This is a genomic window from Gemmatimonadota bacterium, from assembly GCA_026705765.1.
Classification (GTDB): domain Bacteria; phylum Latescibacterota; class UBA2968; order UBA2968; family UBA2968; genus VXRD01.
This window is the reverse complement of record JAPPAB010000106.1, coordinates 41,451-66,281: the sequence shown is the minus strand read 5'-3', so window position 1 is coordinate 66,281 and position 24,831 is coordinate 41,451. Positions and strand designations below refer to the sequence as shown.

The 24,831-nt window shown below is 51.0% G+C and carries 17 protein-coding genes and 1 tRNA gene; 17 read left to right on the top strand and 1 reads right to left on the bottom strand.

The annotated features are described in order from the left end of the window. The first annotated feature begins 254 nt into the window (after nt 1–254). The 9 genes from OXH16_15060 (at nt 255) to OXH16_15020 (ending at nt 9,229) form a co-directional block, all read left to right on the top strand. Nucleotides 255–2,021, top strand: a complete 1,767-nt coding sequence (locus OXH16_15060) for an aryl-sulfate sulfotransferase (protein MCY3682718.1) — start codon at nt 255–257, stop codon at nt 2,019–2,021. A 211-nt stretch (nt 2,022–2,232) separates the two neighbouring features. Further along, nucleotides 2,233–3,552, top strand: a complete 1,320-nt coding sequence (locus OXH16_15055) for a right-handed parallel beta-helix repeat-containing protein (protein ID MCY3682717.1) — start codon at nt 2,233–2,235, stop codon at nt 3,550–3,552. A 43-nt stretch (nt 3,553–3,595) separates the two neighbouring features. Further along, nucleotides 3,596–3,754, top strand: coding sequence for a hypothetical protein (locus OXH16_15050; GenBank protein ID MCY3682716.1), 159 nt, complete (start codon nt 3,596–3,598; stop codon nt 3,752–3,754). 68 nt (nt 3,755–3,822) lie between these two features. Continuing rightward, nucleotides 3,823–4,197, top strand: a complete 375-nt coding sequence (locus tag OXH16_15045; protein ID MCY3682715.1) for a type II toxin-antitoxin system RelE/ParE family toxin — start codon at nt 3,823–3,825, stop codon at nt 4,195–4,197. Continuing rightward, nucleotides 4,197–4,520: a helix-turn-helix transcriptional regulator gene (locus tag OXH16_15040; protein ID MCY3682714.1), complete on the top strand. Its 324-nt coding sequence runs from the start codon at nt 4,197–4,199 to the stop codon at nt 4,518–4,520. The genes OXH16_15045 and OXH16_15040 overlap by 1 nt, the downstream gene beginning before the upstream one ends. A 427-nt stretch (nt 4,521–4,947) precedes the next feature. Next, nucleotides 4,948–6,438, top strand: a complete 1,491-nt coding sequence (locus OXH16_15035) for a tyrosine-type recombinase/integrase (GenBank protein ID MCY3682713.1) — start codon at nt 4,948–4,950, stop codon at nt 6,436–6,438. After that, nucleotides 6,435–7,628 (top strand): metal-dependent hydrolase, encoded by a 1,194-nt coding sequence (locus OXH16_15030; protein MCY3682712.1) that lies wholly within the window; start codon nt 6,435–6,437, stop codon nt 7,626–7,628. The genes OXH16_15035 and OXH16_15030 overlap by 4 nt, the downstream gene beginning before the upstream one ends. Beyond that, nucleotides 7,625–8,353 (top strand): efflux RND transporter periplasmic adaptor subunit, encoded by a 729-nt coding sequence (locus tag OXH16_15025; GenBank protein ID MCY3682711.1) that lies wholly within the window; start codon nt 7,625–7,627, stop codon nt 8,351–8,353. Before OXH16_15030 ends, OXH16_15025 begins: the two co-directional genes overlap by 4 nt. Nucleotides 8,354–8,437: 84 nt before the next feature. Further along, the gene (locus tag OXH16_15020) at nt 8,438–9,229 is read left to right on the top strand and encodes a formylglycine-generating enzyme family protein (protein MCY3682710.1); all 792 of its coding nucleotides are present in this window, start codon (nt 8,438–8,440) and stop codon (nt 9,227–9,229) included. A 108-nt stretch (nt 9,230–9,337) separates the two neighbouring features. Here OXH16_15020 and OXH16_15015 read toward each other — a convergent pair. Continuing rightward, nucleotides 9,338–9,413 (bottom strand) — tRNA-Phe (locus OXH16_15015). 211 nt (nt 9,414–9,624) lie between these two features. Between OXH16_15015 and OXH16_15010 the strand changes: the two genes are divergently transcribed. The 8 genes from OXH16_15010 (at nt 9,625) to OXH16_14975 (ending at nt 24,821) form a co-directional block, all read left to right on the top strand. Further along, nucleotides 9,625–11,616, top strand: coding sequence for a hypothetical protein (locus OXH16_15010; GenBank protein ID MCY3682709.1), 1,992 nt, complete (start codon nt 9,625–9,627; stop codon nt 11,614–11,616). After that, nucleotides 11,609–16,126: a hypothetical protein gene (locus tag OXH16_15005; GenBank protein ID MCY3682708.1), complete on the top strand. Its 4,518-nt coding sequence runs from the start codon at nt 11,609–11,611 to the stop codon at nt 16,124–16,126. Before OXH16_15010 ends, OXH16_15005 begins: the two co-directional genes overlap by 8 nt. A 21-nt stretch (nt 16,127–16,147) precedes the next feature. Further along, complete coding sequence (locus OXH16_15000; protein MCY3682707.1) at nt 16,148–18,592, top strand: hypothetical protein; 2,445 nt, start codon at nt 16,148–16,150, stop codon at nt 18,590–18,592. Nucleotides 18,593–18,666: 74 nt separating this feature from the next. Then, nucleotides 18,667–19,665: an NAD(P)-dependent oxidoreductase gene (locus tag OXH16_14995; protein MCY3682706.1), complete on the top strand. Its 999-nt coding sequence runs from the start codon at nt 18,667–18,669 to the stop codon at nt 19,663–19,665. Nucleotides 19,666–19,673: 8 nt separating this feature from the next. Continuing rightward, nucleotides 19,674–20,822: an amidohydrolase/deacetylase family metallohydrolase gene (locus tag OXH16_14990; GenBank protein ID MCY3682705.1), complete on the top strand. Its 1,149-nt coding sequence runs from the start codon at nt 19,674–19,676 to the stop codon at nt 20,820–20,822. A gap of 80 nt (nt 20,823–20,902) precedes the next feature. Continuing rightward, nucleotides 20,903–21,838, top strand: coding sequence for a CehA/McbA family metallohydrolase (locus OXH16_14985; protein ID MCY3682704.1), 936 nt, complete (start codon nt 20,903–20,905; stop codon nt 21,836–21,838). A 54-nt stretch (nt 21,839–21,892) separates the two neighbouring features. Beyond that, the gene (locus OXH16_14980; GenBank protein ID MCY3682703.1) at nt 21,893–23,812 is read left to right on the top strand and encodes an alpha/beta hydrolase domain-containing protein; all 1,920 of its coding nucleotides are present in this window, start codon (nt 21,893–21,895) and stop codon (nt 23,810–23,812) included. 37 nt (nt 23,813–23,849) lie between these two features. Continuing rightward, nucleotides 23,850–24,821 (top strand): zinc-binding dehydrogenase, encoded by a 972-nt coding sequence (locus OXH16_14975; protein MCY3682702.1) that lies wholly within the window; start codon nt 23,850–23,852, stop codon nt 24,819–24,821. The last annotated feature ends 10 nt before the right edge of the window (nt 24,822–24,831 follow it).

The window sequence follows — 24,831 nt, the reverse complement described above, 5'->3', positions numbered from 1 at the left end:
CCGCTTGATGCTGCCTTTCAGACGTGGCTTCAGGGCATTGAAGATGCCGCTGGCTTGAATTGCTCGGGATAGGCGTCTCTCAGGCAGATTACAATAAGATGATACGTCTTTCACAGCCCGGCCTGGGGTGGTGAATTTATTTTTCATCCGCCACCCAACGTTTGATGTGCAGGGGTAGTACACAATGGTCATCAGTTCTGTGTAATTAGAGGCCGGATGGCCATTTTACTTCAGGAGGATATAATTTGTTTCGCGTGCGTTGTTTTACATCTATTTCAGTAGTGGTGCTATTGTCCTTTAGCTCTGCTCTGGAAGTCTCGGCAGAGTCTTTACCTGATTTTAATGAGAACGGGATAGTGGATATTCCCGACTTTTTGCTCTTTGTCGATCATTTCGGTTCAAGACGCGGTGGTGAGGGGTATGAAGAGCGGTATGATTTGGATGGTGATGGCGAGATTTCAGTGTCTGATTTCTTGATTTTTGCCGATCACTTCGGTAAATCAGCAGGATTGTCTGAGGAGGATCTGGTACTGAGTTCTCTTGCGGTGACCGGTGGTATTGGCGAGATGTATCCGGCGTTTGATTCCGATGTTCGCCATTATGCCGTCCGATGCGAAGATGCCACGAAGTTGCAGGTGAGTGCGAGGGCTAAGGATGAGAAGGCCCGGGTAAAGCTGAATAATAATCAGATGTCGGGTCGGGATATGGATGAAGCGGTCGTTGTGGATAGCGATCACGATATAGCAATAGAAGTCGGTGATGGACAGTGTTCGGTGACTTATGTTGTCCACTGTATTCCCCCGGATTTTCCCGAGATCAAAGTTGTGAAGAAACAAGCTGGGGTGTCAGATGGCTTGATGTTTATGAATTTAGGTATAAAAGGCGTCAATCCCCCTTTCTTCATGGTTGTCATGGATAACAGTGGTGTGCCCAGATTCCACCGCAGGTTCTCTTCCCGACGTTCTCACTTCCAGCGTCATACTACCGGTCCGACGATAGATGGGCGAAAGGTGCATTATTCGGTAGCCAAGCAGGTGCCAGAGCCGCGTGCGTTTTCCTTTATATCAGAGATAGAGTTGTTCGACGAATCGTTTGAGTTGATCAAGACGATAGAACCCCTCCCTCCGGTGATGCAAGCTACAAGTCACGATTTTTTAATCACTGATGAGGGCAATTTTATGTTTATGGCCTATAATCCGGCGCAACGCGACTTTGGTGTACACGGTGTACACAATACGACAGATCCAGTTATCCAGGAAGTTACCCCGATGGGCGAGGAGGTTTACCGTTGGGTCGGCTTTGACCACCTGACGATTGATCCGGATTGTCTGTGGAATCAATTCAAGAGGGATTATGCACATATCAATTCCATACAAGTGATAGAGGGGGATATCATCGCGTCGTTTAGAGGATGTACTCAAGTTTTGCGGATTGATCGTTCAGCAAAGGCCGAAGATAATCCGGGTACGCGTATTGTGTGGCAACTCGGGGGCACCGATCAAGGGGAATCATTCCCGGATGACCGCGTGTTTCTGTCGATAGAGGGCGATGAGGAAGGTCGGGGAGAATTTTGCGCGCAGCACCAGCCGACGTTGACCGATGCGGGTACCCTCGTTCTGTTTGACAATGGTAGCGGTTGTCTGAGCGCGCGGATTGGCGAATCTCCTGATCGCAGTGACCTGGAGCCGTTTTCCCGGGTGGTAGAATACGCGATTGATCCTCTTAGTGGTCGGGCCAGTTTCATACGTCAGTTTCGGTTGGAGCCGAAATACGGTTATACGCCCTGGTGGGGAGGGGTTACGGTGCTCGATAATGGGAATTGGCTGATTGCGTGGCGGAATGACCGCGGTTACGGCGAAAGTCTGGGGATAGAGGAGAGGGCGGTAGCACTAAGTGAGGTTGATGCTAACGGTACGGAGGTCTTCCGACTCAATGCCTATTCGGGAGAGACTTATTGGGCAACCTATCGCGCTTACCGAGAACCCGAGGCTGAGATAAAAATACCATTGAATCTGCCGTAATGCTTGCTATCGAGAATGGGCGAGGGGGTGACGGATACCTGGTGTTTTTTTGTAAACGCCCACGCGCAGCACAACGTCAGTAGTGACAGCGTAGAATTAATTATACCAATCTGCTCAGCAGTGGTCTGGTGGGTATGATAGGTTTTCGCACGACAACAGAGTTTTCAGGCATAGCGATTCAGTTGGTGCGTGCAGAGCGGGGAATCGCGTTATGAATTTAATCCAAAAAATCGTGTTGTGCATATTTGTCGCACTTATCGCGTGTGGTGGTGATAAACCTACAGGGCAAGAAGAAGATAATACCCGTGATGGGCTGGATAGGTATGCACACCGCTTTGATATTACGGAGAATCAGACCAGCGATTTTGGTATGAACACGCCTGGTGGACGTGGAGGCAGAGTCCTTCGGGTGACAAACCTGTCTGCAAGTGGACAGGGATCACTGAATGAGGCACTATCTGCATCGGGACCGCGTATTGTGGTATTTGAAGTGGGAGGCGTAATTGATCTGAATAAGGCGCAGTTGACCATTAGCGAACCGTATGTGACAGTGGCGGGACAAACCGCGCCGAGTCCGGGCATTACAATCATTCGCGGTGCCATTTTCATTGAGACACACGATGTGATTGTGCAACATATTCGGGTGCGACCGGGCGATGCGGGAGAACCCAAAAGAAGTGGATGGGAGCCTGATGGTATTTCAACGTGGGGAGGTGAAGCTTATAATGTGTTAATCGATCACTGTTCGATTTCATGGGCAGTAGATGAGAATTTGAGCGCGTCTGGTCCGCGTACAGAAGGACCGGATGCGACTTCTCATCGCATCACATTTCGCAATTGTATTATCTCCGAAGGTCTGCATGATGCGTCTCATAGCGGCGGCCCACATTCAAAGGGATCGCTGATTCACGATTTCTGCCGAGAAATTGCCATTATCGGCAATTTGTATGCCCATAATGTAGAGCGCAGTCCACTTTTTAAGGCATCTGCAACAGGTGTTATTGTGAACAATCTGATCTATAATCCAGGATCTCGAGCAATTCACCTTAATCTTATCAGTGGGCAGTTTAACGATGTCGATTTTATCCCACAAAATGCGAGGGTGAGTGTGGTGGGCAACGTGATGATCCACGGCAACGATACACGGTCAGGACTGGCATTGGTATCGGCAACGGGTGATGCGTATCTCGAGGATAATATCGCGTTGGATAGAACAGGAACCAATGTGCCTTTGACCTCGGGCAATATCCGCATTTTGGAAGAGAAACCCATCTGGGGCAACATCACACCATTGCCCGCATCAGCGGTAGTGGAACATGTGGTGGCAAGCGCGGGTGCGCGTCCGAAAGACCGCGATGCAATTGACAAACGGATTATACACGAATTTCGAACGCGCGAAGGCCGGATGATAGATAGTCAGAACGAGGTGGGCGGATATCCTGAAATAAATATGGTCAGACGACCGCTGGATATTCCCCCGGATGTGGATGCGTGGTTGGCGCAACTGGCGGCAGAACTTGAGGGGAAATAACCGATAGTTTTACCTCAGGACGGGAAAATACAAAGATCAGCGCATGAGTTATGGGATCGCGCTGTATCAGTGGACAAAGCTGTGTGATCAGGCAGAGGTCAAATGCGAGATCCATCAGTTTCGGCATACAGCCGCGACGGAGATAGTGAACAGTGGCGTGGGCGTAGGCACGGTGCGCCGGCTACTCAATAAAATCTGTTGACTTTGTTCTTAAATTTGAGAACATTAAAATAAATATAGAAAGCGTCACTCAGGAAATAACGATACTCAATGCCGGAAATCCAGGTCATATTCTATCAAGAAACGAATGGAAACGTTCCAGTTCTCGCCTGGCTTGACGCACTCCTTCCTAAAGTCAAAGCCAAATGTATCGTGAAAATTGAACGACTCCAAAAATTAGGTCATGAACTTCGGAGGCCCGAATCTGATTACTTGAGAGACGACATCTATGAGCTTCGCATCGCTTATCGCGGCATTCAATATCGGCTTCTTTACTTTTTTTGGGGACGTAATGCCACTGTGATTTCACACGGTATTGTTAAAGAACAGCGCGTGCCTTCCACAGAAATTAACCTCGCAATTCAAAGAAAAAGAAACTTTGAACAGAACCCCGGGCGACACACCTATTCGCTGGAGAATGATTGATGAAAACACAAAAAACTACCGATGCCGTAGCGATTCTTCACAAACGCTATGTTGAAGGCGACCAGGAAATGGAAGTCCTGTTAAAAACAGAAAGAATACACGCCGAAGTTGCTGCCCAACTTTACCAGATCAGAATCGAGTCTGGACTGTCCCAACGAGAATTGGCAAAAAAGGTTGGGACATCGGCATCTGTCATCTGCAGACTTGAAAATGCAGACTACGAAGGGCACTCACTGGCTATGCTACGGCGAATCGCCGCCGCATTACATAAACAGATTCGAATTTCTTTTCATCCTCTGCAAGAAACAGTATCATCTCGCTAAATTGGACTTGACCTGTTTTGGTGTATAACATTTCAATTAACAGAAAGTCGTTTTGTTTTAGTTATTGCATCCGCTGGTCCCCTGCCCCGGATGATCGCGACATTTCCAGTATAGTGCTAATCCGAGCATCATTACCATAAATATCCTCCAAAATGCCCTGTGTTCTTCAGGGCTTTTTTTGTGTAATATCCCTAATAGTCCACTTATTTAATTCTAATCAAACTGTTTCGTTTGAAACACTTACTGTTTCATTTGAAACACCAACTGTTTCATTTGAAACACTTTTTCGCATGTCCATTTTTGGGCATTTTTTAAAAACATACTCTCCTGCAATCAGTTACGGGATTTTGGGCAAATTTTGGCACGATTTTTGCACTATTTGAAGGGCACGAAGTTTCAATTCCAACCCATACAGGAGGGTATTTCCATGGTTCACCAGTCACTTGTAACCCGTCCAGCAGTACCAAAAGCGCTCGCGCAACACGAGCTTGAAGCACTCAAATCCGTACGCATGAATTCGCGTGATCGCGCGCTCATTGCCGTGCTCTCGATGTGTGGTCTGCGCGTATCCGAAGCGTGTTCACTCACGGTTGACAATATCCACTGGTCAACGGACACACCGAGCCTTCGCTTTGCGGATAAGCGTGGCAAAGAGCGCGTTGTCCCGATGAACCCCGAGGTGCAGGATGTGCTCCGAGAATGGCTGGAGTCCCGTCGGTTTTCGGATTCTGAATACGTCTTTTGCAATCTCCGCAACGGACAGCGTCTCAGCCGCAAGACCGTGTGGGCAGCCCTGAAGACCTGCGCCCAGCGCGCGGGGATCCGCCACGTCCATCCGCACATGCTCAGGCACACCTTCGGCACAGACCTCGCAGATCGGGATGTGCCGGTTGAGCGGATCAAGGACTTGATGGGGCATGCGTCCATTGAGGCGGCGTCCATTTACATCTCTGTTAGTGAAGAGCAAAAGCGGCGTTCTGTTGATCGCATTGACCGCAGATCGCGGTTGTCGCGGTGGTGGTCGCGCCTGAAGAATCGCGATTACAGATTCTTTGCGCGGTCGAGGGTCGGGATGGGAAAGACAGTGGGACGCGATGAGGAATTGTGCCAGCTCACAGGCAACTTGAGCAAGGGTATTGATACCCTGGTCGTTGGTCCAATCGGCGTGGGCAAAAGCCATTTGCTCGCGCTACTCGACGCAGAGAACGCACTGAAGGTAAAGACGCTTTCACCAGTGAAAGAGAACCTGATAAATATTGCGGAGGGGTTGCACAAAATCGGAAGGCTATGTCCGGATGGTCCAGACAACTTTGAAACGATCAAAAAGCAACACACCCGCACGAGCATTCAGGGCTGGACCGATATGGTGCTCGGCTCAGTTGAGAGAAACGAGTTCGTGTTGATCGTGGATGACCTGTCGGATATGACCGCCTCCGTCGGGCGATTAATCGACAAACTCAACCGCAAGTTTACCATTATTGCTGCTCTACCAGAAGTCCGGAAGCCTTACGAGAAATACTTCTGGAAGTTCGAATGCGTAGAAGTAGAGCACCTATCTACCGAGGACGCCAAGAAGCTGATCCGCCAGTGCGCCGCGGGCGCCGACATAGAAGACTACGCCATGACCGAGACTCGGGTATTACAACAGAGTGCTGGCAATCCGCGCGCCATTATTGAGATTGTGGAACGGCTTCGCAAAGAACCGGCGGTAACCCGATCCGCGGTCAGGGATGTGTCCCACACGGGCGCGCGAGATCAGATCGATCTCACGTTCGCCGTGGTGCTGATTCTCCTATTCGTGGTCGCGGCGCGATTCTTCATGCGCGGTATCGGGAGTATGGAGGGCTATGTGCTGGCGGGTATTGGCAGCGCGATTCTTGTAGGCATTCGATTCTTTATGTACAGGTTCAAACGATGACTGCACCTACACATATTGCATTTGGGCTGCTCACGGTAGCGGGATCCTTTTCGCTCTTTTCCTTGTCCTTTCACCGCAATCTTCCCGCGGTCGCATGCGCGATCATAGGGAGCCTGCTTCCGGATGTGGATTCGCCGAGAAGTTCTATTGGTCGGGCGATGCCCTTTGCTTCCATCCCGATTGAGCGGCGGTGGGGGCATCGCTCGATTACGCATTCGCTGCTCTGTGTGCTTGCGCTATCGGTTGTCACTTTGCCCTTACTCGCCTGGGACACCGCGTGTTATGCGGCCATACTCCTGGGCTATATGAGCCACTTGATCGCCGATAGTACGACCAAAAGCGGCGTGCCCTTGTTTTATCCCCATCCCGCGGTTTGTGTATTTCCCGGCAGCGCGAAATACAGGGTCAAAACCGGATCCCTTATGGGGGAGGGTACTGTATTGGCTGTGGTTGTCATACTGCTCGTGGCGTTCATGCCCGTATCACATAAGGGCGGTATCTGGCGATCATTTAGATACCTGATGGCGACGCCTTCGGCCGCATACTCAGATTATCGGAGAGCCAATACAGAAACCTATTTGAATTTTGAAGGACAATGGCGACACACGCGGGAGAAGGTGAGTGGAAAAGCCCTGATCCTCGATGCGAGACCCGCGTGGTTCTGGATCTTTTTCAATGGGCGAGTTCTGACATGCGGAGAACACGGCGCTATTTTGCCGGATAAGGTGCGCGTGGAGGAGACGGATCGCCCCGTGAGAATACAGACGATCCGGTTGAAAGGCGAGACCTATCAGGAGATGGTGGAACGGATTCCCGTAAACAGTTTTGTATCTGGGCTGCTTGAGGCAGATGCTTCTTTTGAAGTTGGAGAGGAAGAACGTCTGGGCGGTGCTGTCCGTTTCACTACTCGGGAGATTGAATTCAAATTTGCGCAAAAAAAGGAGGTTTCGCGGTTTCGGCCCGTTTTAAGAGGTCTCACTGAGCGCGTAAAAGATTTGTCAAGGCAGAAGCAAGAGGCTTTTGAAAAACTGGAGGACCTGAAAATGGCTTATCCGCCTGTTCACTACCTGAAACGGTGGGAAATTGAGAAAGAACTGGCGGAAAAGCAGAAAGAGATCGAGGCCCTGAAACGCAAAAACGTGCGATTCAGGGGTGTGTTACGTATTCGTCTGACAGGAGACCAACTATGATATACAACGCGATGTTTCTGTGCGGCCTGTTCCTCATGCTCATTGCCGCAAGGGGCAATGCACAAGAACTGATATTGAGAGCACCTTTAGTACCTGCGCGGTCGGCGACGGTCTATGCCGGGATGAACGCGCGGATGCAGCAGGTCAACTTTGAGGTGGGAGACCGGGTGGTCAAAGGGGATACCCTTATGGTATTAATCCGCCGAGATCTGCGCGTGAAGGAAGCAGCAGCTCGAATTGCATTGAAGAAGGCCCAGACCCTGAAAGCGCGCTGGGAAATGTTGCACGATAAGAAACTGATCAGTGACCAGCAGCTTGAGAATGTCCGCTTTGATGCCGAGGTCGCGCACTGCAACTGGGTCACCGCGCGCATGGAACTGGACAGAACCGCGATCATCGCACCCCAGGACGGGATGGTGGTCGAGGTCAATGTAAAGGCAGGCGACTGGATACTGGCTTACACCGCGGTCGCGCGGGTGATCGACCATATGGACCTTCAGGTGCATCTGCTTGTGTCCGAGGACATGCTGAACGCGATCTATAAGAATATGCCGCTGTCTGCCGTGATGACCGCCGGGGGAAAGCGCGCGTTGCTCGGGCGCGTCGTCGGGATCAGTCCCATAATTGATCCGGAAAATGGGACGTGCAAAGTAACGGGTCTTTTTTTGAATGCGGGAAAGTATGTCCGCCCCGGCGCCCTGGTCAATGTGATTATCGGAAGGTGAAAAATATGTTTCTCATCCATAAGAAGTTGTTTTATTTTTTGTGTTATGAGCATTTATCAGGTAATTAATGATAGGAGATATATCATGCAGAGTGTGACCAGGAATATTTTTGTTTTCGTCTTATTGGGATTTTTCACGGTTGCATCCGCTCAGGTTTCACAGGAGAAGATGGCTGCTTTTAAGTCGCCAGAGATGGTGGTGATTCCCGCGGGGCGTTTTAAGATGGGGTGCGTGTCCGGGAGAAGTTGCACCAATGCCGAAAGACCGGTGCATGAGGTGACGATTAAATCGTTTGCGCTGTCGAAGTACGAGGTGACATTTGAGGAATACGATCTCTTCACGGATGCGACGGGGCGCGAGCGAGCAGATGACAGAGGTTTTGGGCGCGGGCGGCGTCCGGTGATCAATATCACCTGGGATGATGCGGTGGCGTACACGGAATGGCTATCGGAGCAGACGGGAAAAAACTATCGTTTGCCGAGCGAGGCAGAGTGGGAGTATGCGGCGCGCGCAGGAACAGTGACGAGGTATAGCTGGGGACATAATCTCGGTCACAACCGCGCCAATTGCAATGGGTGCGGCAGTCAGTGGGATAATGAGATGTCAGCACCTGTGGGATCGTTCGAGGCCAATGCCTGGGGGCTTTACGACATGCACGGCAATGTGTGGGAATGGACTCAGGATTGGTATAATAATAGATATGTGGGAGCACCCAAGGACGGGTCTGCGTGGGAGGTCGGTGATCGCACTGCGCGCGTGGTGCGCGGCGGTGCCTGGTATCTGGAAGGGTTTTTCCTTCGCTCGGCTACTCGCGACCGACACAGTGCCTTTGCCGGGAGCCTTTATGTGGGGTTTCGAGTTGCTCAGAGTTTGTGATTTTTTTACCAAAAAATAAAAAGGGTGTGAACACTGAAAGTTCACACCCTTTTTTATATCTGGAACTTAAAAAGAAAATCTACGTCTGTGTATGGTCAACTAAAAAAATGGTGGCTCCCGGCGGAATCGAACCACCGACACAAGGATTTTCAGTCCTCTGCTCTACCAACTGAGCTAGGGAGCCATCATCTTTCCCAATAAAAAAACAAAATTTAACAAAACGGCTGATTGGTGTCAAGGTTCTTGCGTACGTTTTTTCGTAAATAGAAGCGATGTTGCGCTATATGCCGGTTTACAATTATAAACAGATAAACCATTTGACAAATGCAAGGGGCGGGGGTTAATTAATTCCTCACATTTTTTTAGAATTTTGCTTTTTTGTGAAAACTGCGCCAATGGCTCTTGATACGCAAAATATTCAGACGGAAGCAGATGATGCGAGTTCACAACCCGCAGTAACATTGCGCGCCGTGGGATTGGGGCTATTTCTGGTCGTCGCCCTGGATCTGCTGGCTATTTGTGTGCGCTACATCTTGCACGCTCCGCTGATGACGTATAGCCACATTCCAATGGCCATGCTGATCGTGTTGATGATTCTGATGATCGGACTCGCGATTGTTGCAAGGGTGACCGGCTGGACACTTTCACCAGGCGAGTGGCATGCGATTCTGGCGATGGGCCTCGTGGGCGCGGCACTGCCGTGTTTTGGCCTGACGGGATATTTGATCGGCTATATCACGGCGCCTTATTATTTTGCTACGGAAGAAAATCAGTGGGCTGAACACCTGCACCCGCTTTTGCCCAACTGGCTGTTGCCGAGTCACAAGGGGAATGCCGTTGCGTGGTTTTACGAAGGCTTGCCGAGTGGTGCTACTATCCCCTGGGATGTTTGGGTATTGCCCCTGTTCTGGTGGACGACGGTTGTGGCGGCAGCTTTTTTAATGCTGGCCTGTGTAGCTACTGTTTTGAGAAAACAGTGGGTACAAAACGAACGCCTGGTTTTTCCCGCGATGGCGCCGTTGATCGATATGGTTTCTGAACCGGGCGATGGCGAGGGATGGTTGCCCGGGTTTATGCGCAATCGTTTGTTCTGGATCGGGTTTGCCATTGCGTTTGGCGTGCTGGCCTGGAATTGTATCAATTACTTTGTACCGGGTTTTCCGCGTTTTCCCATTTACCGGTCGCGCTGGTACTGGATTGATCGCCAATTGCCGCCTATCAGGGGATATTTTGGCATTTTTACTATACTTTTTTCTTATTTTGCCAGCCTGGATGTTCTGTTTTCAATCTGGTTTTTTGATTTGTTGTTCATCTTTGAGGGCGGTCAGCTCAGCAAGTGGGGCTATAAAGCCACCACGCCTTATTATCGCACGGGGGTGTATTACTGGCAGACTGCGGGCGCATTTATTGTTTTTGTGTGTTCGACCTTCTGGGTTGCGAGAAGACATTTGAGAGATGTGTTGATGAAGGCACTTGGGAGAGATCCCACAGTGGATGACTCTGGGGAATTGATGTCTTATCGCGCTGCTTGTATCGGTCTGCTGTGCAGCATGGCATATTTGTTTATCTGGCTGACACAGATGAATTTCGATCCGCTGCAAGGATTTTTGCTGCTCCTCGCCGTAATTTTTGTCTATACGGGTATGGCGAAGATCCTGGCGGATACCGGCATGCCATTTACCAATACACCGATAGGACCCTGGAGTATGGTGGCACCATTTTTTGGACGGCGCAATATCCCGCTTGCCACCATTGTCGCTTACCGCTATTCGGGTTTGATTACCGGGCATTTCAAGGGGTTGTTTTTGCCCGCGCTTTCCCATGCAGGACGCGTCTCCGAGGGCGTTCCCGGCAATCAGCGGCGGCGGCTGATGGGCGCGCTTGGACTGGTGTTTATTGTCAGCTTGCTGTTCAATATGTTATTCACCGTGTGGTTGGGTTACGATCAGGGGGCTTATAATTTCAACAGTTGGGAGATTACGCGGGCAGCCGAACGCCATTTCCAGGGTACGGTCGATGCGATCAAAAAACCCGATGAGCCGCCATTTTATGAGGATAATCCCGAACAAGCGGTATTTTTTGGCATTGGCGGTCTGATGATGGCCGGGTTGATTTATATGCGCTATCGCTTTGCGTGGTGGCCGCTGCATCCCGTGGGTCTGGCGATTTCGGGTTCTTATCTGGTCCGGCGCAGCAGTTTTACGACTTTTCTTGCATGGTTGATTAAGTTTGTGATCATAAAAGTAGGCGGTCCAACGGTTTATCGCAAATCGAGACCCCTGTTCATCGGTTTGCTCGTCGGATATATTCTCGGTGTGGCTTTGTCAGTGGGTATCGACATAATCTGGTTCCCTGAACGCGGGCATTGGGTACATCGCTATGGATAAATATTACAAGCACATCACGTGGAGCCTTATCGGTCTGGGGATTTTTGTCACTGCGCTTCTGATTGCGGGACCCTATCGCGTAAATCCCCATATAGCTACTCTGTTGGGATTGGAAACGCCCGGCGAGGTTCTCCCCGAACCCGTTCCGCGGGCAGAAGAAGTGGGCACACGGGTTCTGGATGCTGTGCGCGAAGATGGGATTCACGCGTTGATGGATCAGTTTGTGCGCTACGACTCGCGCGTAGTGGGGTATGAAGGCCATGAAAAAGCCGCGGATTTTATAGAATCCGAGTTTCGGCGTTTGGAATTAGAAGACGTCGAAGCCGAGACGTATGGCGTGGCGGTGCCCATAGACCGGGGCGGCAGCTTAGAAGTAGAAGATACCGGCGAGGTTTTTTCTATTCACGGTCTATGGCCCAATCTGGTCAAGACGACCACATTGCCCCCAGGTGGCGTGCGGGGGCATCTCTTGTGGGGTGGCACTGGCGATGTATCGGAATTTAATGGGCGCGATATAGAAGGTGCGGTGGTGTTGATGGAGTTTAATTCGTGGAATAACTGGCTCAATGCCGCCATGCTCGGCGCGCAGCAGATAATATTTGTTGAACCCGATTCCACGTTTACCGCGCAGGCAGAGACCAAATTTTTGCAGGTGCCCAATAGTGTTGAGCGATTTTGGATCGATAAGGAGAGTGGCGAAAGACTCAAGGCATTGCTCGCGCAAAAGGATGAGGTCAATGTCACTTTGAAGGCGCGAATGGATTGGGAAAAGAAAGAGACGCGGAATATTTTGGGCTGGATTCGCGGGACCGATCCTGTATTGAGCGAAAAAATCGTGGTGATCAATACGTATTACGATGCGATGTCTGTGGTGCCTGCGCTTGCGCCGGGTGCGGAGATGGCGTGTGGGATTGTGGGCATGATGAAGTTGGCTGAATATTTTAGCAAGTACCCGCCCAAACACACGCTTTTGTTTCTCGCTTCTTCCGGGCACCATCTCGGCTTCAGGGGCATTTGCGATTTTTTGAGCAGGCATTCGCGCAAGGAAAAGCATTTTGCCGCGTTGATGACCGAACCCCTCGATTTGCCACTGTTGATTTCTCTGGATTTGACGAGTCAGACAGATGAAATCGGGGTTTGGAACAGCACGCGCAATTATTATTACAAGCGTTTCTTCACGCCATTTGGCAAGTCGTTTATACATTATTCAAAGGCAATAGCCGAGCGATTTGATCTGGACCCCGCCGATGCCCTCATCGATGGGATCAATCCAAAAGGCGGCATGAGCTGGGATATGTATATCCCGGGCAAAATTCTGAAAACAGATGGCGAGGTCGTTTTGGAAGCGGGGACGCCTGCACTGTCGCTCATTACGGTCAACGATGCGCGTTTCAGAGTGGATACCCCACTGGATAAACCCGAGCATGTGAATTTCGAAAATCTCACCGGGCAGATACGCCTGCTTGCTGGCGTGCTCGATCTCGGGTTAAATTCCGAGGATTTTTTGCCCGATTACAAGCTGGATCCCGACGACCGCATGCGAGGGTTGCAGGGTTTTGTGCGCACATTTCCCCGGCTAAGCATTACACCTGATCGCCCCCGTCCCGGAGCTGTGGCTTCGCTGCGAATGGGCAATGACAAATCGATTAAAGGCGTGCGTCGCGTCTATTACGACATTGCCGATGAAAATGGCGAATTTTACATGCCGGGCATTGCCGAACGTCGCGTGGATGTGAAAGCTTTTTATATGGATCCAGAAAGCGGCGAAATTACGTACGCGCCCAATCACGGTCGCCAGGCGCGCATATACCGGGGCGAATTTAATATGGACTGGTGGATATCCAAGCGTACGCGGATTTTATTTCCGTGTATTGCAACGGATTTTTACGAAACAGTCGATCCGCGTTATCTCACCAAGTTATCGAGTATCAGCGTGCTCGGTCCCGGCAATACTGCGCCACAGGAATACGGCTATGCCATCGGTTTTGGTCCAGAAGAACCGGTGGGAACCATTTTTACTACGCCGGGCGAACGGGTCAAAATTGTGATGCGGGAGCGGGAGATTGGCGTGCGCTACTTGTTGTTGAACTCAAAGAGTGCGGAAAGCGTGGAAGTCGCACGCGGCGATGGCTTCCAGATTTTACAACACGGTGGGGCGTTTATTCGCTCTTCTTACCAGGCTGCAAAAGATATGTGGACGCTGAACGAGGCGCGAATGCGCGAATTGGAGAAGTATTCGATTGAGAATCAGCGGATGACCAATTTGCACACGCAGGCCAAACACCATCTGGATCTGGCAGAAGAGGCGATGCAAGACAAGAAATGGGATTTGTTTGTCAAACACACGCGCGCGGGCATGGGTCTCGAATCGCGCGCCTATCCAGACGTGAAATCAACGCAAAACGATGTGATCCGCGGCGTGATTTTCTTTATGATACTGGTCATTCCGTGCGCGTTTTTTGTCGAGCGATTGCTTTTTACCTTTTCGGATATCCGGGTGCAAATCAGCGGTTTTGGCGCGGTTTTTATGGTGATCTGGATCGTGCTTTCGCAGGTGCATCCCGCTTTTGATCTCTCCAATCCGTTTGTGATTTTGCTGGCTTTTGTGATTTTTGCACTGGCGATTTTTGTGATTTCCATTGTGTCGGGGCGGTTTCACGAAAATATCCGACAACTGCGCACAGAAGAGGTATTGTTGCACGATACGGATGTGGGGCGAATAAGTGCATCGGTGGCGGCATTTCAGTTGGGTATTGCGAACATGAAAAAGCGCAAAATGCGCACGAGCCTGACATTTGCCACGCTGGTCTTGTTGACATTTACGGTGTTGTCCTTTACGTCAATCAAGACGACGCTCGATTTTCATCAACTTCCTCTGGATGATACCGAAGGCACATATCCAGGACTGTTAATCCGCAGCCAGTTCTGGGGACCGCTGGAGGATACGGCTTATGATTATGCCCGCGTCAATTTTTTTGATCAGGGTGATATTGCGCCGCGCAGTTGGTATGTGACGCGAGACTTGAAAAAGACGCCTATCGAGACGCCTGAAAAAACGACTAAAGTGCTGGGGATATTGGGATTGGCTGTTAATGAGCCGGCGGTTACGAGGATCGATACTCTGTTGAGCCATGGACGCTGGTTTGAAGAGGGCGAATTTGCGTGTATTTTGCCCGGCAAAATAGCCGGATTGCTCAAGGTAGAGCCTGAAGATATCGGCAAAAAGAGCGTGCGCTTATTTGGCAAACAATTGAAAGTCGTGGGGTTGATCGACGCGGAAAAAATGCGCAATCACCCGGATCTGGACGGGGAGATGTTGAGTCCGGCAGATTTTAAGCTGACGGATGATGAAATCATCTCTCAGATGACCCAGCAGGAGAATCGCGAAAGACAGGGTCTGGAACAACCCCAACTCGAGAACATGCCATTCGAGCATATTGATCCCGACGATATTGCCATTATTCCCTATAAGATATTGCGAGAGGTGGGTAGCCCACTACAATCTGTGGCGATTCGTTTGCGCGAAGATGTAAATGTTGAAGAACAGGTCAAAAAATATGTATCGCGGTTGTCGGTCGTGGTGTACGCGGGTATTCCTGGGGAAGATGGCAAAATCCAGGTATCGATTTACAGTTCGCTGGGATGGGGGCCATTGCCCGGCCTCGCCAATTTGTTCGTTCCCATCCTGGTGGCTGCACTGATTGTGTTGAATACGATGATGGGATCGGTGTACGAGCGTTTTCGCGAAATTAGCATTTATTCTTCTGTGGGGTTGGCACCTGTACACATCGCCTTTTTGTTTATTGCCGAGGCGTGTGTTTATGCTGTTTTGGGGACTGTATCGGGGTATTTGCTCGGTCAAGGCGTGATCAAAGTTTTGTTGTGGCAGGGGTGGTTGCAAGGGCTTAATGTGAATTATTCAGCATTGTCAACGGTGATTTCTTCGGCACTGGTGATGGTGGTGGTTTTAATTTCGTCGCTCTATCCCGCGCGCCAGGCGTCAATGATGGCCGTGCCCGATGTGACGCGTCGCTGGAAATTGCCCGACCCGGAAGGTGATCACTGGCATTTTGAATTTCCCTTTACAGTGGGCGGTAAAGACGTGTTTGGGCTGTCGGTATTTCTGGTCGATTATTTCGAGTCGCACATGGGCGAGTCCATGGGTGCGTTTTATACAGATGGTGCGCGGTTTGGTGCAATTGAAGCAGCAACCGGCGCGGGATATACGATTGATACGACGATATGGTTGGCACCTTATGATTTGGGTGTAAGTCAGCAAGTACATTTTGAAGCCGTGCCCACGGGAGAGCACAATATTTTTGCGATGACGCTGACAATAGATCGGCTTTCGGGTGATGCGGCATCGTGGCGGAGGGTCAATCAGGGCTTTATGAACGCGCTTCGCAAACAATTTTTGATCTGGCGGACGGTTGATCCAACCAATCGCACCAAATACACGGAAAAAGGGCGGGAATTGCTCTCCGCTCCCACAGCGGCGGCCAACGCATAGTATCTATACACGGGACAATCTATGGCTTTAGGCAATCTTTTAAGACGCAACAAAGACAAACCACCAAAGAAAAATACGCAGTTTGAAGAGATTGAAGAGTATCGCGATCTGCTCGAAACGCCCGACGAATATGCCGATGGCTTTAATACAAAGACCATTGTGGGTGCGTTATTTGTCTCGATTGTGATGGTGCCAGGCAATATTTATCTGGAACTGATGATCGGTGGCTCCATTGGCGCGGCGGCGCAGTGGGTCACGATTATTTTGTTTATCGAGTTGGCAAAGCGCTCGTTTACTGTACTCAAGCGACAGGAAATTTATCTGCTGTATTACGTGACGATTGCGCTGGTCAATCGAGAGTCCAATGCTTTTGAAGGTCTATTGTGGAATCAGTATTTTGTGCAGTCGCCCGCAGCCGTACAATTTGGCATACAAAAAGCACTGGGCGAATTGTGGTGGTACGCGCCGAAGGCAAATTCCGAGGCGCTGATCGAGCGCACGTTTTTACACGCCGATTGGTTTTGGCCCATAGCATTGCTGATACTGGGCACGATTATGGGTCGCATTGCCTGGTTTTCCGCCAGTTATGTGTTGTTCCGCATCACGTCCGATTACGAGAAGTTGCCATTTCCATTTGCACCTATCGCGGCACAGGGGGCTATGGCATTGGCAGAAGAGAGCAGCGGGGATATTACGTGGCGCTGGCGCATGTTTTCTGTTGGGGCGGTGATCGGCCTGGTGTGGGGGATGCTTTATGTAGCTGTACCAGCCATTACGGGTGCGTTTATGGAACAACCGGTGCAGCTTATCCCGATTCCATTTGTCGATTTCACACAATATACGGGATATTTTTTACCTGCAACCCCACTGGGCTTTACCCTCCATCTGGGACCCATTTTTGCGGGTTTTCTCGCCCCATTCTGGGCCGTGATGGGGGCTTTTATAGGCGTGATGATCCATACAATTGCAAGTCCCATTTTACACCATTATGGATTTATGCCGCACTGGTTTATGGGGATGGACACCATTCAGACCCATTTTGTGACGGGTATTGATTTCTGGATGAGCTTTGGCATTGGTATTACATTTGCCATTACTGTTATTGGATTTTATCAGGTGTGGCGCGGGGTGCGAACTGCGCGGATTGAAAAGACCGAGAAGGGATCGTGGGAAACGCCGCCCGGGCGGGGGGATTTCAGGATTTGGATTTGCGTGGTGTTGTTTTGTATAGCGAGTTTGTACACCATTGTTCTGTCAAAAATTCTTTTTCCGCAACTGGTCACCGTCACTCTACTGATCTTTTTCTTTATTTTTGCATTTGTATATACGCCTCTCATTTCATTTGTCAATGCCCGTTTAGATGGTATGGTGGGGCAAAACGTGAGTATTCCGTACATTAAACAAGCTACCATTTTTCTCAGTGGTTTCCGGGGGATTGAGATCTGGTTTGTGGATTTTGGTCTGGATAACTATGGCGCAGCAGCGCAGCGTTTCCGAGAGATCGAGTTGACTGGTACCAAATTTACGAGCATTTTGAAGGCTGAGATTTTTATGGTGCCGCTGGTTTTTCTGACCAGTTTTATGTACTGGTCCTACATCTGGAAACTCGCGCCTATTCCTTCCGATGCCTATCCATATGTGCAATTGTTCTGGCCGTTGAACGCCCTTCAGCGGTGTGTGTGGATTACCAGTACCATGCGTGGGGAAGTTGACTATTCCGAGGAGGGCACCGTAACGTGGACGCCAGCCAATTTGTCGAATAATGCGTGGTGGTACTGGCGGGTGCGGGCAACACCCGATGATCCGGATAGTGTACCCGATGACGAGCGCAGGTATGGGCCGTGGTCGAGCACAGCTTATTTTTACACCAATTTTGATGATACACAATCCCCACCATATTCGCCCGCAACACTGAGTCGCGCGCCCCCCGATATTTCCGATGCTTTAGCACAAGGGTTGCCTTCTGCTCCAGAAATACGCAGTGCGAACAATGGCGCGCATCTGGGTACGCCAAATCCAGAAATGATCATTTCCCGGGCGATGGATCCCCAGGACCGAGAATTGTTCTATCAATACGAGATCGATCAGGTGCCTTCTTTTGACGGAGCATTTTTACAGTCGTCAGATGATCAGCCCATTTTGTTTGAGGCTCTAAAACCCTGGGTTATTGGCACCGGATTTGCAATAGGACTTGTATTCTTCATTGTTTTGTCCATATTTGGATTACCCATCTTGCTGATTTTTGGTTATATACGCAGTTTGACCAGTATTCCACATTTTATGATCACCGAGATCATCGGTGCGTTGATTGCTCGCTATTATTTCTGGAAGCGTTTTGGCAAGCAACAATGGCGTATTTATGCAGCGGTGTTAATGGTGGGCTTTTCTGTGGGCATGGCGCTTGTGGGCATGGCATCGGTGTCTATTGCCATGATCCAGAAGTCGGTATCGGTCTTGTTGTTCTAATCGCAGAGGGTTTATTTTCATAGCGAAAATCCGTTGGTGATTGTGTATGCCAACGGATTTTTTTAGAGGGAATTATGGCTGACGAGCGTTTTTTAGTTACGGGTGCATTGGGGTGTATTGGCGCGTGGACTGTGTACAATCTGGTGCGCGAAGGGGTGCCGGTTACGGTATTCGATCTGGCGACAGAGCCTCGGCGGTTGCAATTGTTGCTGTCAGATGGCGAATTGGCTCAGGTGAACTTTGTCGCGGGCGATATTGCGGATTTGCCCGATTTTGAACAGGCGCTGGATGATAATGAGATTACGCATGTCATTCATCTGGCAGGGCTTCAAGTGCCGTTTTGCAAAGCCGATCCACCGCTCGGTGCGCGCGTCAATGTGGTGGGTACTGCAAATGTTTTTGAAGCTGTGAAACGCCGGCAGGAGCGTATTGACAAAGTGGTCTATGCGAGTTCTGTCGCGGTTTTTGGCGCGCCTGAGGATTACGAGCCGGGCGCTGTGATGCGAGATGATTCCGCACTGATGCCCCATACGCATTACGGCGTGTACAAACAGGCGAATGAGGGTACCGCACATGTGTATTGGCTCGACGAGGGTGTGTCTTCTATCGGTTTTCGGCCCTATGTAGTCTATGGGGTGGGGCGCGATCAGGGAATTACTTCTACGCCTACGACCGCTATGCTCGCAGCAGCGGCGAATTTGCCCTATCACATTTCTTATGGCGGGCGCACGGTTTTTCAATATGCCGATGATACGGCGTGCGCGTTTATTCAGGCTGCACGAGCCGATTACGCGGGTGCCGGAGCGTTTAATTTGGGTGGATTTGCACCCGATATGCAGGATGTGAAGGATGCGATTGATCGGGCAGCACCCGAGGCGGCGGATAAGGTCACGTTTGAAGATATCCAGTTGCCATTTCCCCAGGAAGTCGATGGCAGTGGGTTAGAGGCTGCGATTGGCAAAGTGGCGCACAAGCCGCTGACAGAAGGCGTGGCGGAAACTGTGGCACTGTTCCGCGAATTGATTGCCGAGGGAAAAATCGATGCGGAAACCTATATTGCGGAGCGATCGTGAGGATAGATATGGCTGAACAATACGATGTGTTGATAACAGGTGGTACGGTGATAGACCCGGCTAATGGCGTGCATGACGCGTTGGATGTGGCTTTGAAGGATGGCGTAGTAGCTGCTATTGGGTGCGATTTGGGGGCGGCCGATTCAGTAATTGATGCAAGCGGATGTCTCGTGATGCCGGGGCTGATTGATTTGCATACCCATGTGTACAAAGATGTGTCGAGTTTTGGGATAGAGGCCGATGACCTGTGTCCGCGCACAGGCGTGACAACGAGCGTTGATACGGGGACGGCGGGTTGGATTAATTATCGCGGATTGGAGCGCTATGTAATGGAACCGTCTTCAACGCGCATTTTGGCCTATGTCAATCTATCGGGTGTCGGCTTGCCCTGGCGGCGCGGCGAGATGGTGTATGAAGGCTATGTGTCGGCCAGTGAGTGCGCGCAGACGGTTTTGAATCACCCGAAAACAGCCCTGGGCGTTAAGGTGCGTTTGTACAAAGGCGTGGGTGGTGATGCGGATGTGCGCGATTTGTTGCAAATTGCCCTGGAAGCCGCCAATCGGTGCGAAAAACCCCTGATGGTTCATATCAGCAATGCCGATGTGCTTTTGCGCGACCTGCTCCAGCCTCTGCGCCCGGGCGATATTGTGACCCATTGTTTTCACGGTACACAACCCGCGTCGATTATCGACAACCGGGGAAAGGTGATTTCTGAGGCGTGGGATGCGCGAGACCGCGGGGTAATTTTTGACATCGGACACGGGTTGGGCAGTTTTAGTTACGACGTGGGGCGCGCAGCTATGGAAGATGGTTTTCCACCCGATACCATCAGCAGCGATATCCATTCGTACAATATCGATGGTCCTGTTTACGACTTGCCGACGACGATGTCCAAGTTTCTGAATTTGGGCATGTCGCTCGAGGAAGTGATTCAACGCTCAACCATTGAACCTGCACAGGTGATTGATCGAGAGAATGATCTCGGACACCTGGGGGTTGGTGCTGCGGGCGATGTCGCTGTATTTGAGTTGGAAAAGGGTAAATTTGAGTTGACCGATGCAATGCAGCAGGTGTTGATGGGCGAGCAACGGTTGGTTTGTCGTGCGTCTGTTCGGGCGGGGAAGGTCTGGTGGACGAATAGACGAATAGACGAATAGACGAATAGACGAACCCCGCCCAACCACCCAAAGTTGCTAAAAACTACGTCGTTGATTCGCGCTTTTCAAAGGAGTTTGTTATGTCCGAAGAAAAAGGGTTGGTAAATCCGTTTGTTTTATCTGATGGCGATGGTTATATGTGGCTGAAGGGCAATTTGCACAGCCATTCGACAAATTCGGATGGGCGGGTCTCACCACAAGAACGCGTGGATGGGTATGTCAATCAGGGCTATGATTATTTGTGTGTATCCGATCACAATAATATCACATTTGTCGAAACACTGACCTGTCCTGAAAACTTTACGCTTATCCAGGGTGCTGAATTGCATCCCGATAATCCCTTTGGTGGGGACCGCCACCATTTTGTGGCACTCAATATTTCAGAGGATATGGATGCCCGGGCGATGCCCCCGCAACATGTGATTGATGAAGTTAAAAAACAGGGTGGCTCAATCTGGCTCGCACATCCGCACTGGAGCGGGATCAATATTTTGCGCGATACAATGCCGTTGACGGGTTTGGCGGGTATAGAGGTTTTTAATACGACCTGTCGGTGCGCCGGACGCGGTGAGTCTTCTGTGCACTGGGACGATTGGATGGATTTGTCCGGACAATTGCTCCCGGCACTGGGCAATGACGATTCCCACGCGGCTGATTCAGAAGCGCGCGATACGTATCAGGGCTGGACAATGGTGCGCGTGAAGGAGCGGTCGCCAGAAGCCATTGTTGAAGCCCTGGAATCCGGCGCGGGTTATGCGTCAACGGGTCCACAAATTTTTGATATTCAGTTGCATGGTGGGGAAGGCCGCGCGGTTGAAGCCACGGTAAAATGTTCACCTGCACAGCGCATTGCCGCGGTATTAGATTCGAGGGGGACCGAATACCATGAGGGTGGTAAGCTGTTTGAGACCGCCACATTTACGCTGCGGCCCGGTTCAAAACACGTGCGTTTTGAGATTATTGCACCAAATGGCGACAAGGCGTGGTCCAATCCCTTTGATCTCACCGCGCTTTAGGTTGTAGGTTTTTATCGGAACGGGTAGAGAATTATTGAGAATTGGAGCGAGTCAATGCTCACGCAATTGGAAATTACTGCTCGGGAAACTGTGCTTGATGGCAAATTGTACGGTGCCGTGGGCGCTTATGAAACGCTGTGTGGCAGTGCGTGGTTCGCGCTTGATCCCACTCACAAACAAAACGAGGCGATTATCGATTTAAATCTCGCGCCTGTTGACGAGAGCGGGCGGGTGATTTTTCGAGCCGATGTGCATTTGCTCAAGCCGGTTGATGTCGCCCGGGGCAACAGTACTGTGTTTTACAATGTGGTCAATCGGGGGCGCAAAAATATTTTGCCGATGTTTAATCTGTCAACGGGATCGAATATGCCGGATACTGCCGCACATTTTGGCGATGGCTTTTTGATGCAACAGGGTTATACGATTGCCGCGTGTGGTTGGCAGGCCGATGTGCCGCCTGAAGCAGAAGGCGCTACCAATTTGATGACCTTGGACGCGCCAGTGGTTGATGTTACGGGTCCTGTGTCGTGTGAGGTTGTGGTGGATGCAGAGACGGATTTGCATTCTTTGGGGAGTCGCTATCACGATCCCTATGAACCCGTAGAAGATGGCGATGCGGTGCTCACTGTGCGGGCGTATCCGTATGATGAAGCCGAGGAAATTGGGCGCGATCAATGGTCGTTTGATCGGCTGGAAGACGGGCGTGCCGCGATCCGATTTCCGCAGGGATTTGAACCGGGGCGCATTTACAATCTGGTTTATACGGGCAAAAATCCAACTGTGATGGGAACGGGTTTTGCCGCAACCCGGGATTTTGTGTCGTTTTTGAAGTACGGGATGGATGGCAATCCGCTGGGCAATGCGATTGAGCGGGCGTATGCTTTTGGGTCGTCGCAAAGTGGGCGTTTCTTGCGACACATGTTGTATGAGGGTTTTAATGGGGATGAGGCTGGCCGAAAGGTTTTCGATGGGGTATTTGCCAATGTTGCGGGCGGCGCACGGGGATCGTTTAATCATCGGTTTGCACAGCCTTCGCGGCATGCCAGCGCGCATTTTGATGCGTTGTATCCCACGGAGCAGTTTCCGTTTACGGATTTGCCGCAGATAGATACGGAAACGCGAGAAGAGAGCGGTTTGTTGGATCGCTGTGACGCCGCAGGGGTGACACCTCGCATTTTTTATACCAATACTTCAACCGAATACTGGAATCGCGGTGCGTCTTTGAATCACACAGATGTGAACGGACAAGAGGATGTGGAGGTTCATCCTTCGGTTCGCGTTTATCATTTTGCAAGTACAAAACACGGTCCGGGCGATGTGCCCAAAAAGCCGGGGCGAGCAGTGCCCCCAAATCCCGTGAATTTTCGCTATGCAGAGCGCGCCCTTCTCGTTGCGTTAGACCGCTGGGTGCGCGAGGGCGTTGATCCTCCCGAGAGCAGATATGGCCGCATTGCGGATGGTTCTCTGGTAGATGCAGACGATTTGAAATTTCCCACTATTCCCGACTTGCCAAGTCCCAGACGCATGCGGAGACCTTTGCGGTTGAATTGGGGAGATAGGTGGGATGCGGGTATTATCGATATCGAGCCGCCTGAAAAAGGGCGTCCTTTTGGGGTGCGCGTGCCCCAGGTTGATCGAGATGGCAATGAGGTCGCGGGTATTCGCATGCCCGAGGTGGTCGCACCCCTGGGTACGTTTACGGGATGGCGGTATCGACAACGCGGCGCGACCGATGCGCTTGTTGGCCTGGATGGGATGTGGGTGCCATTTGCGCGCGATGAGGATGCGCGCGAGGGTGATTCGCGATTATCGATTGCTCAACGCTATGGTAGTCGAGAAGCGTATCTGGATTGTGTGGCGCGAGCCGCTCGGGAACTGGTGGGGGAGCGGTTGATGTTGCGCGAAGATGTAGATCTCGCTGTCGAACGGGCTGGGGAGATGTACGATTGGGTGATGATGGGGGATGGAGACTGATGGATTGCTACAAACCACTACCATCGGGAGGTGTTCCATGAAGCGCGTGATTAAACCCGAAGGCGCGTACCATGTCGAGGTTGAAGATGTGCCGTTGCCAGAGATTCGACAGACAGAGGTGCTTATCAGAACAGAACGCACGCTGATTAGCAGGGGATCTGAGATCTGGCGGCGGTATGTGCGAGAAGAAGCGATTGATCACCAGATGATGGGATATTCGCTCGCTGGGACGATTGTGCAGGTGGGCGCGCAGGTCGATGATTTTTCGATGGGGGAACGGGTGGCGGCTCTGGCGCCGCATGCCGAGTACGTGGCTGTTGAGGTTGTCAATTCGCGCCATAAACCAGCAGTGGTATCACTACCCGATGCGGTTACATCCGAGGCGGCAACTTTTTGGCCTCTGGCTACGAGTTCGGTGCTGTGGATGCGGGAAACTGGAGCTGGTCCGAAAGATACCATGGCGATTTTAGGGCAAGGTCTGGTGGGAAGTTGCTGTATGCAGGTTGCACGACATTTGCACGATTGCCGGGTGATCGCGGTCGATGCGTTGTCCCTGCGTTGTGATTTGGCCGAACAGTTGGGTGCGAGTGCTGTGGTGAATGCGGGCGAGACCGATCCGATTGCAGCGGTGAAAGAGCTTACTGATGGTCGGGGTGCAGATGTTGTGGTTGAAGCTGTGGGGGGACGCGCGGGCGCGCAGGCGTTTGCACAGGCGCAAGATATGGTGCGGGGAGGTGGATTATTGCAGGTTGTGGGATTGTATGAGGGCGAGCCACTGCCTCTGGATTCGTCAAAAATTCAGGGCAAACGCCTGATTGGGGGATATCTGAATAGCGCGTACCGGCCACAGGGGTCGGATATGGCGATCCAGTTGTTGATGGAAGACAAAATTCAAACGGAGGCAATGATAACGCATCGTTTTGATTATGAGGATGCCGCAGACGCATTTGATTTGTTGTACACGCGCCTTGATGAAGCAATGGCCGTGGTGATGGTTTGGAAGGATTGACGTAATCAGA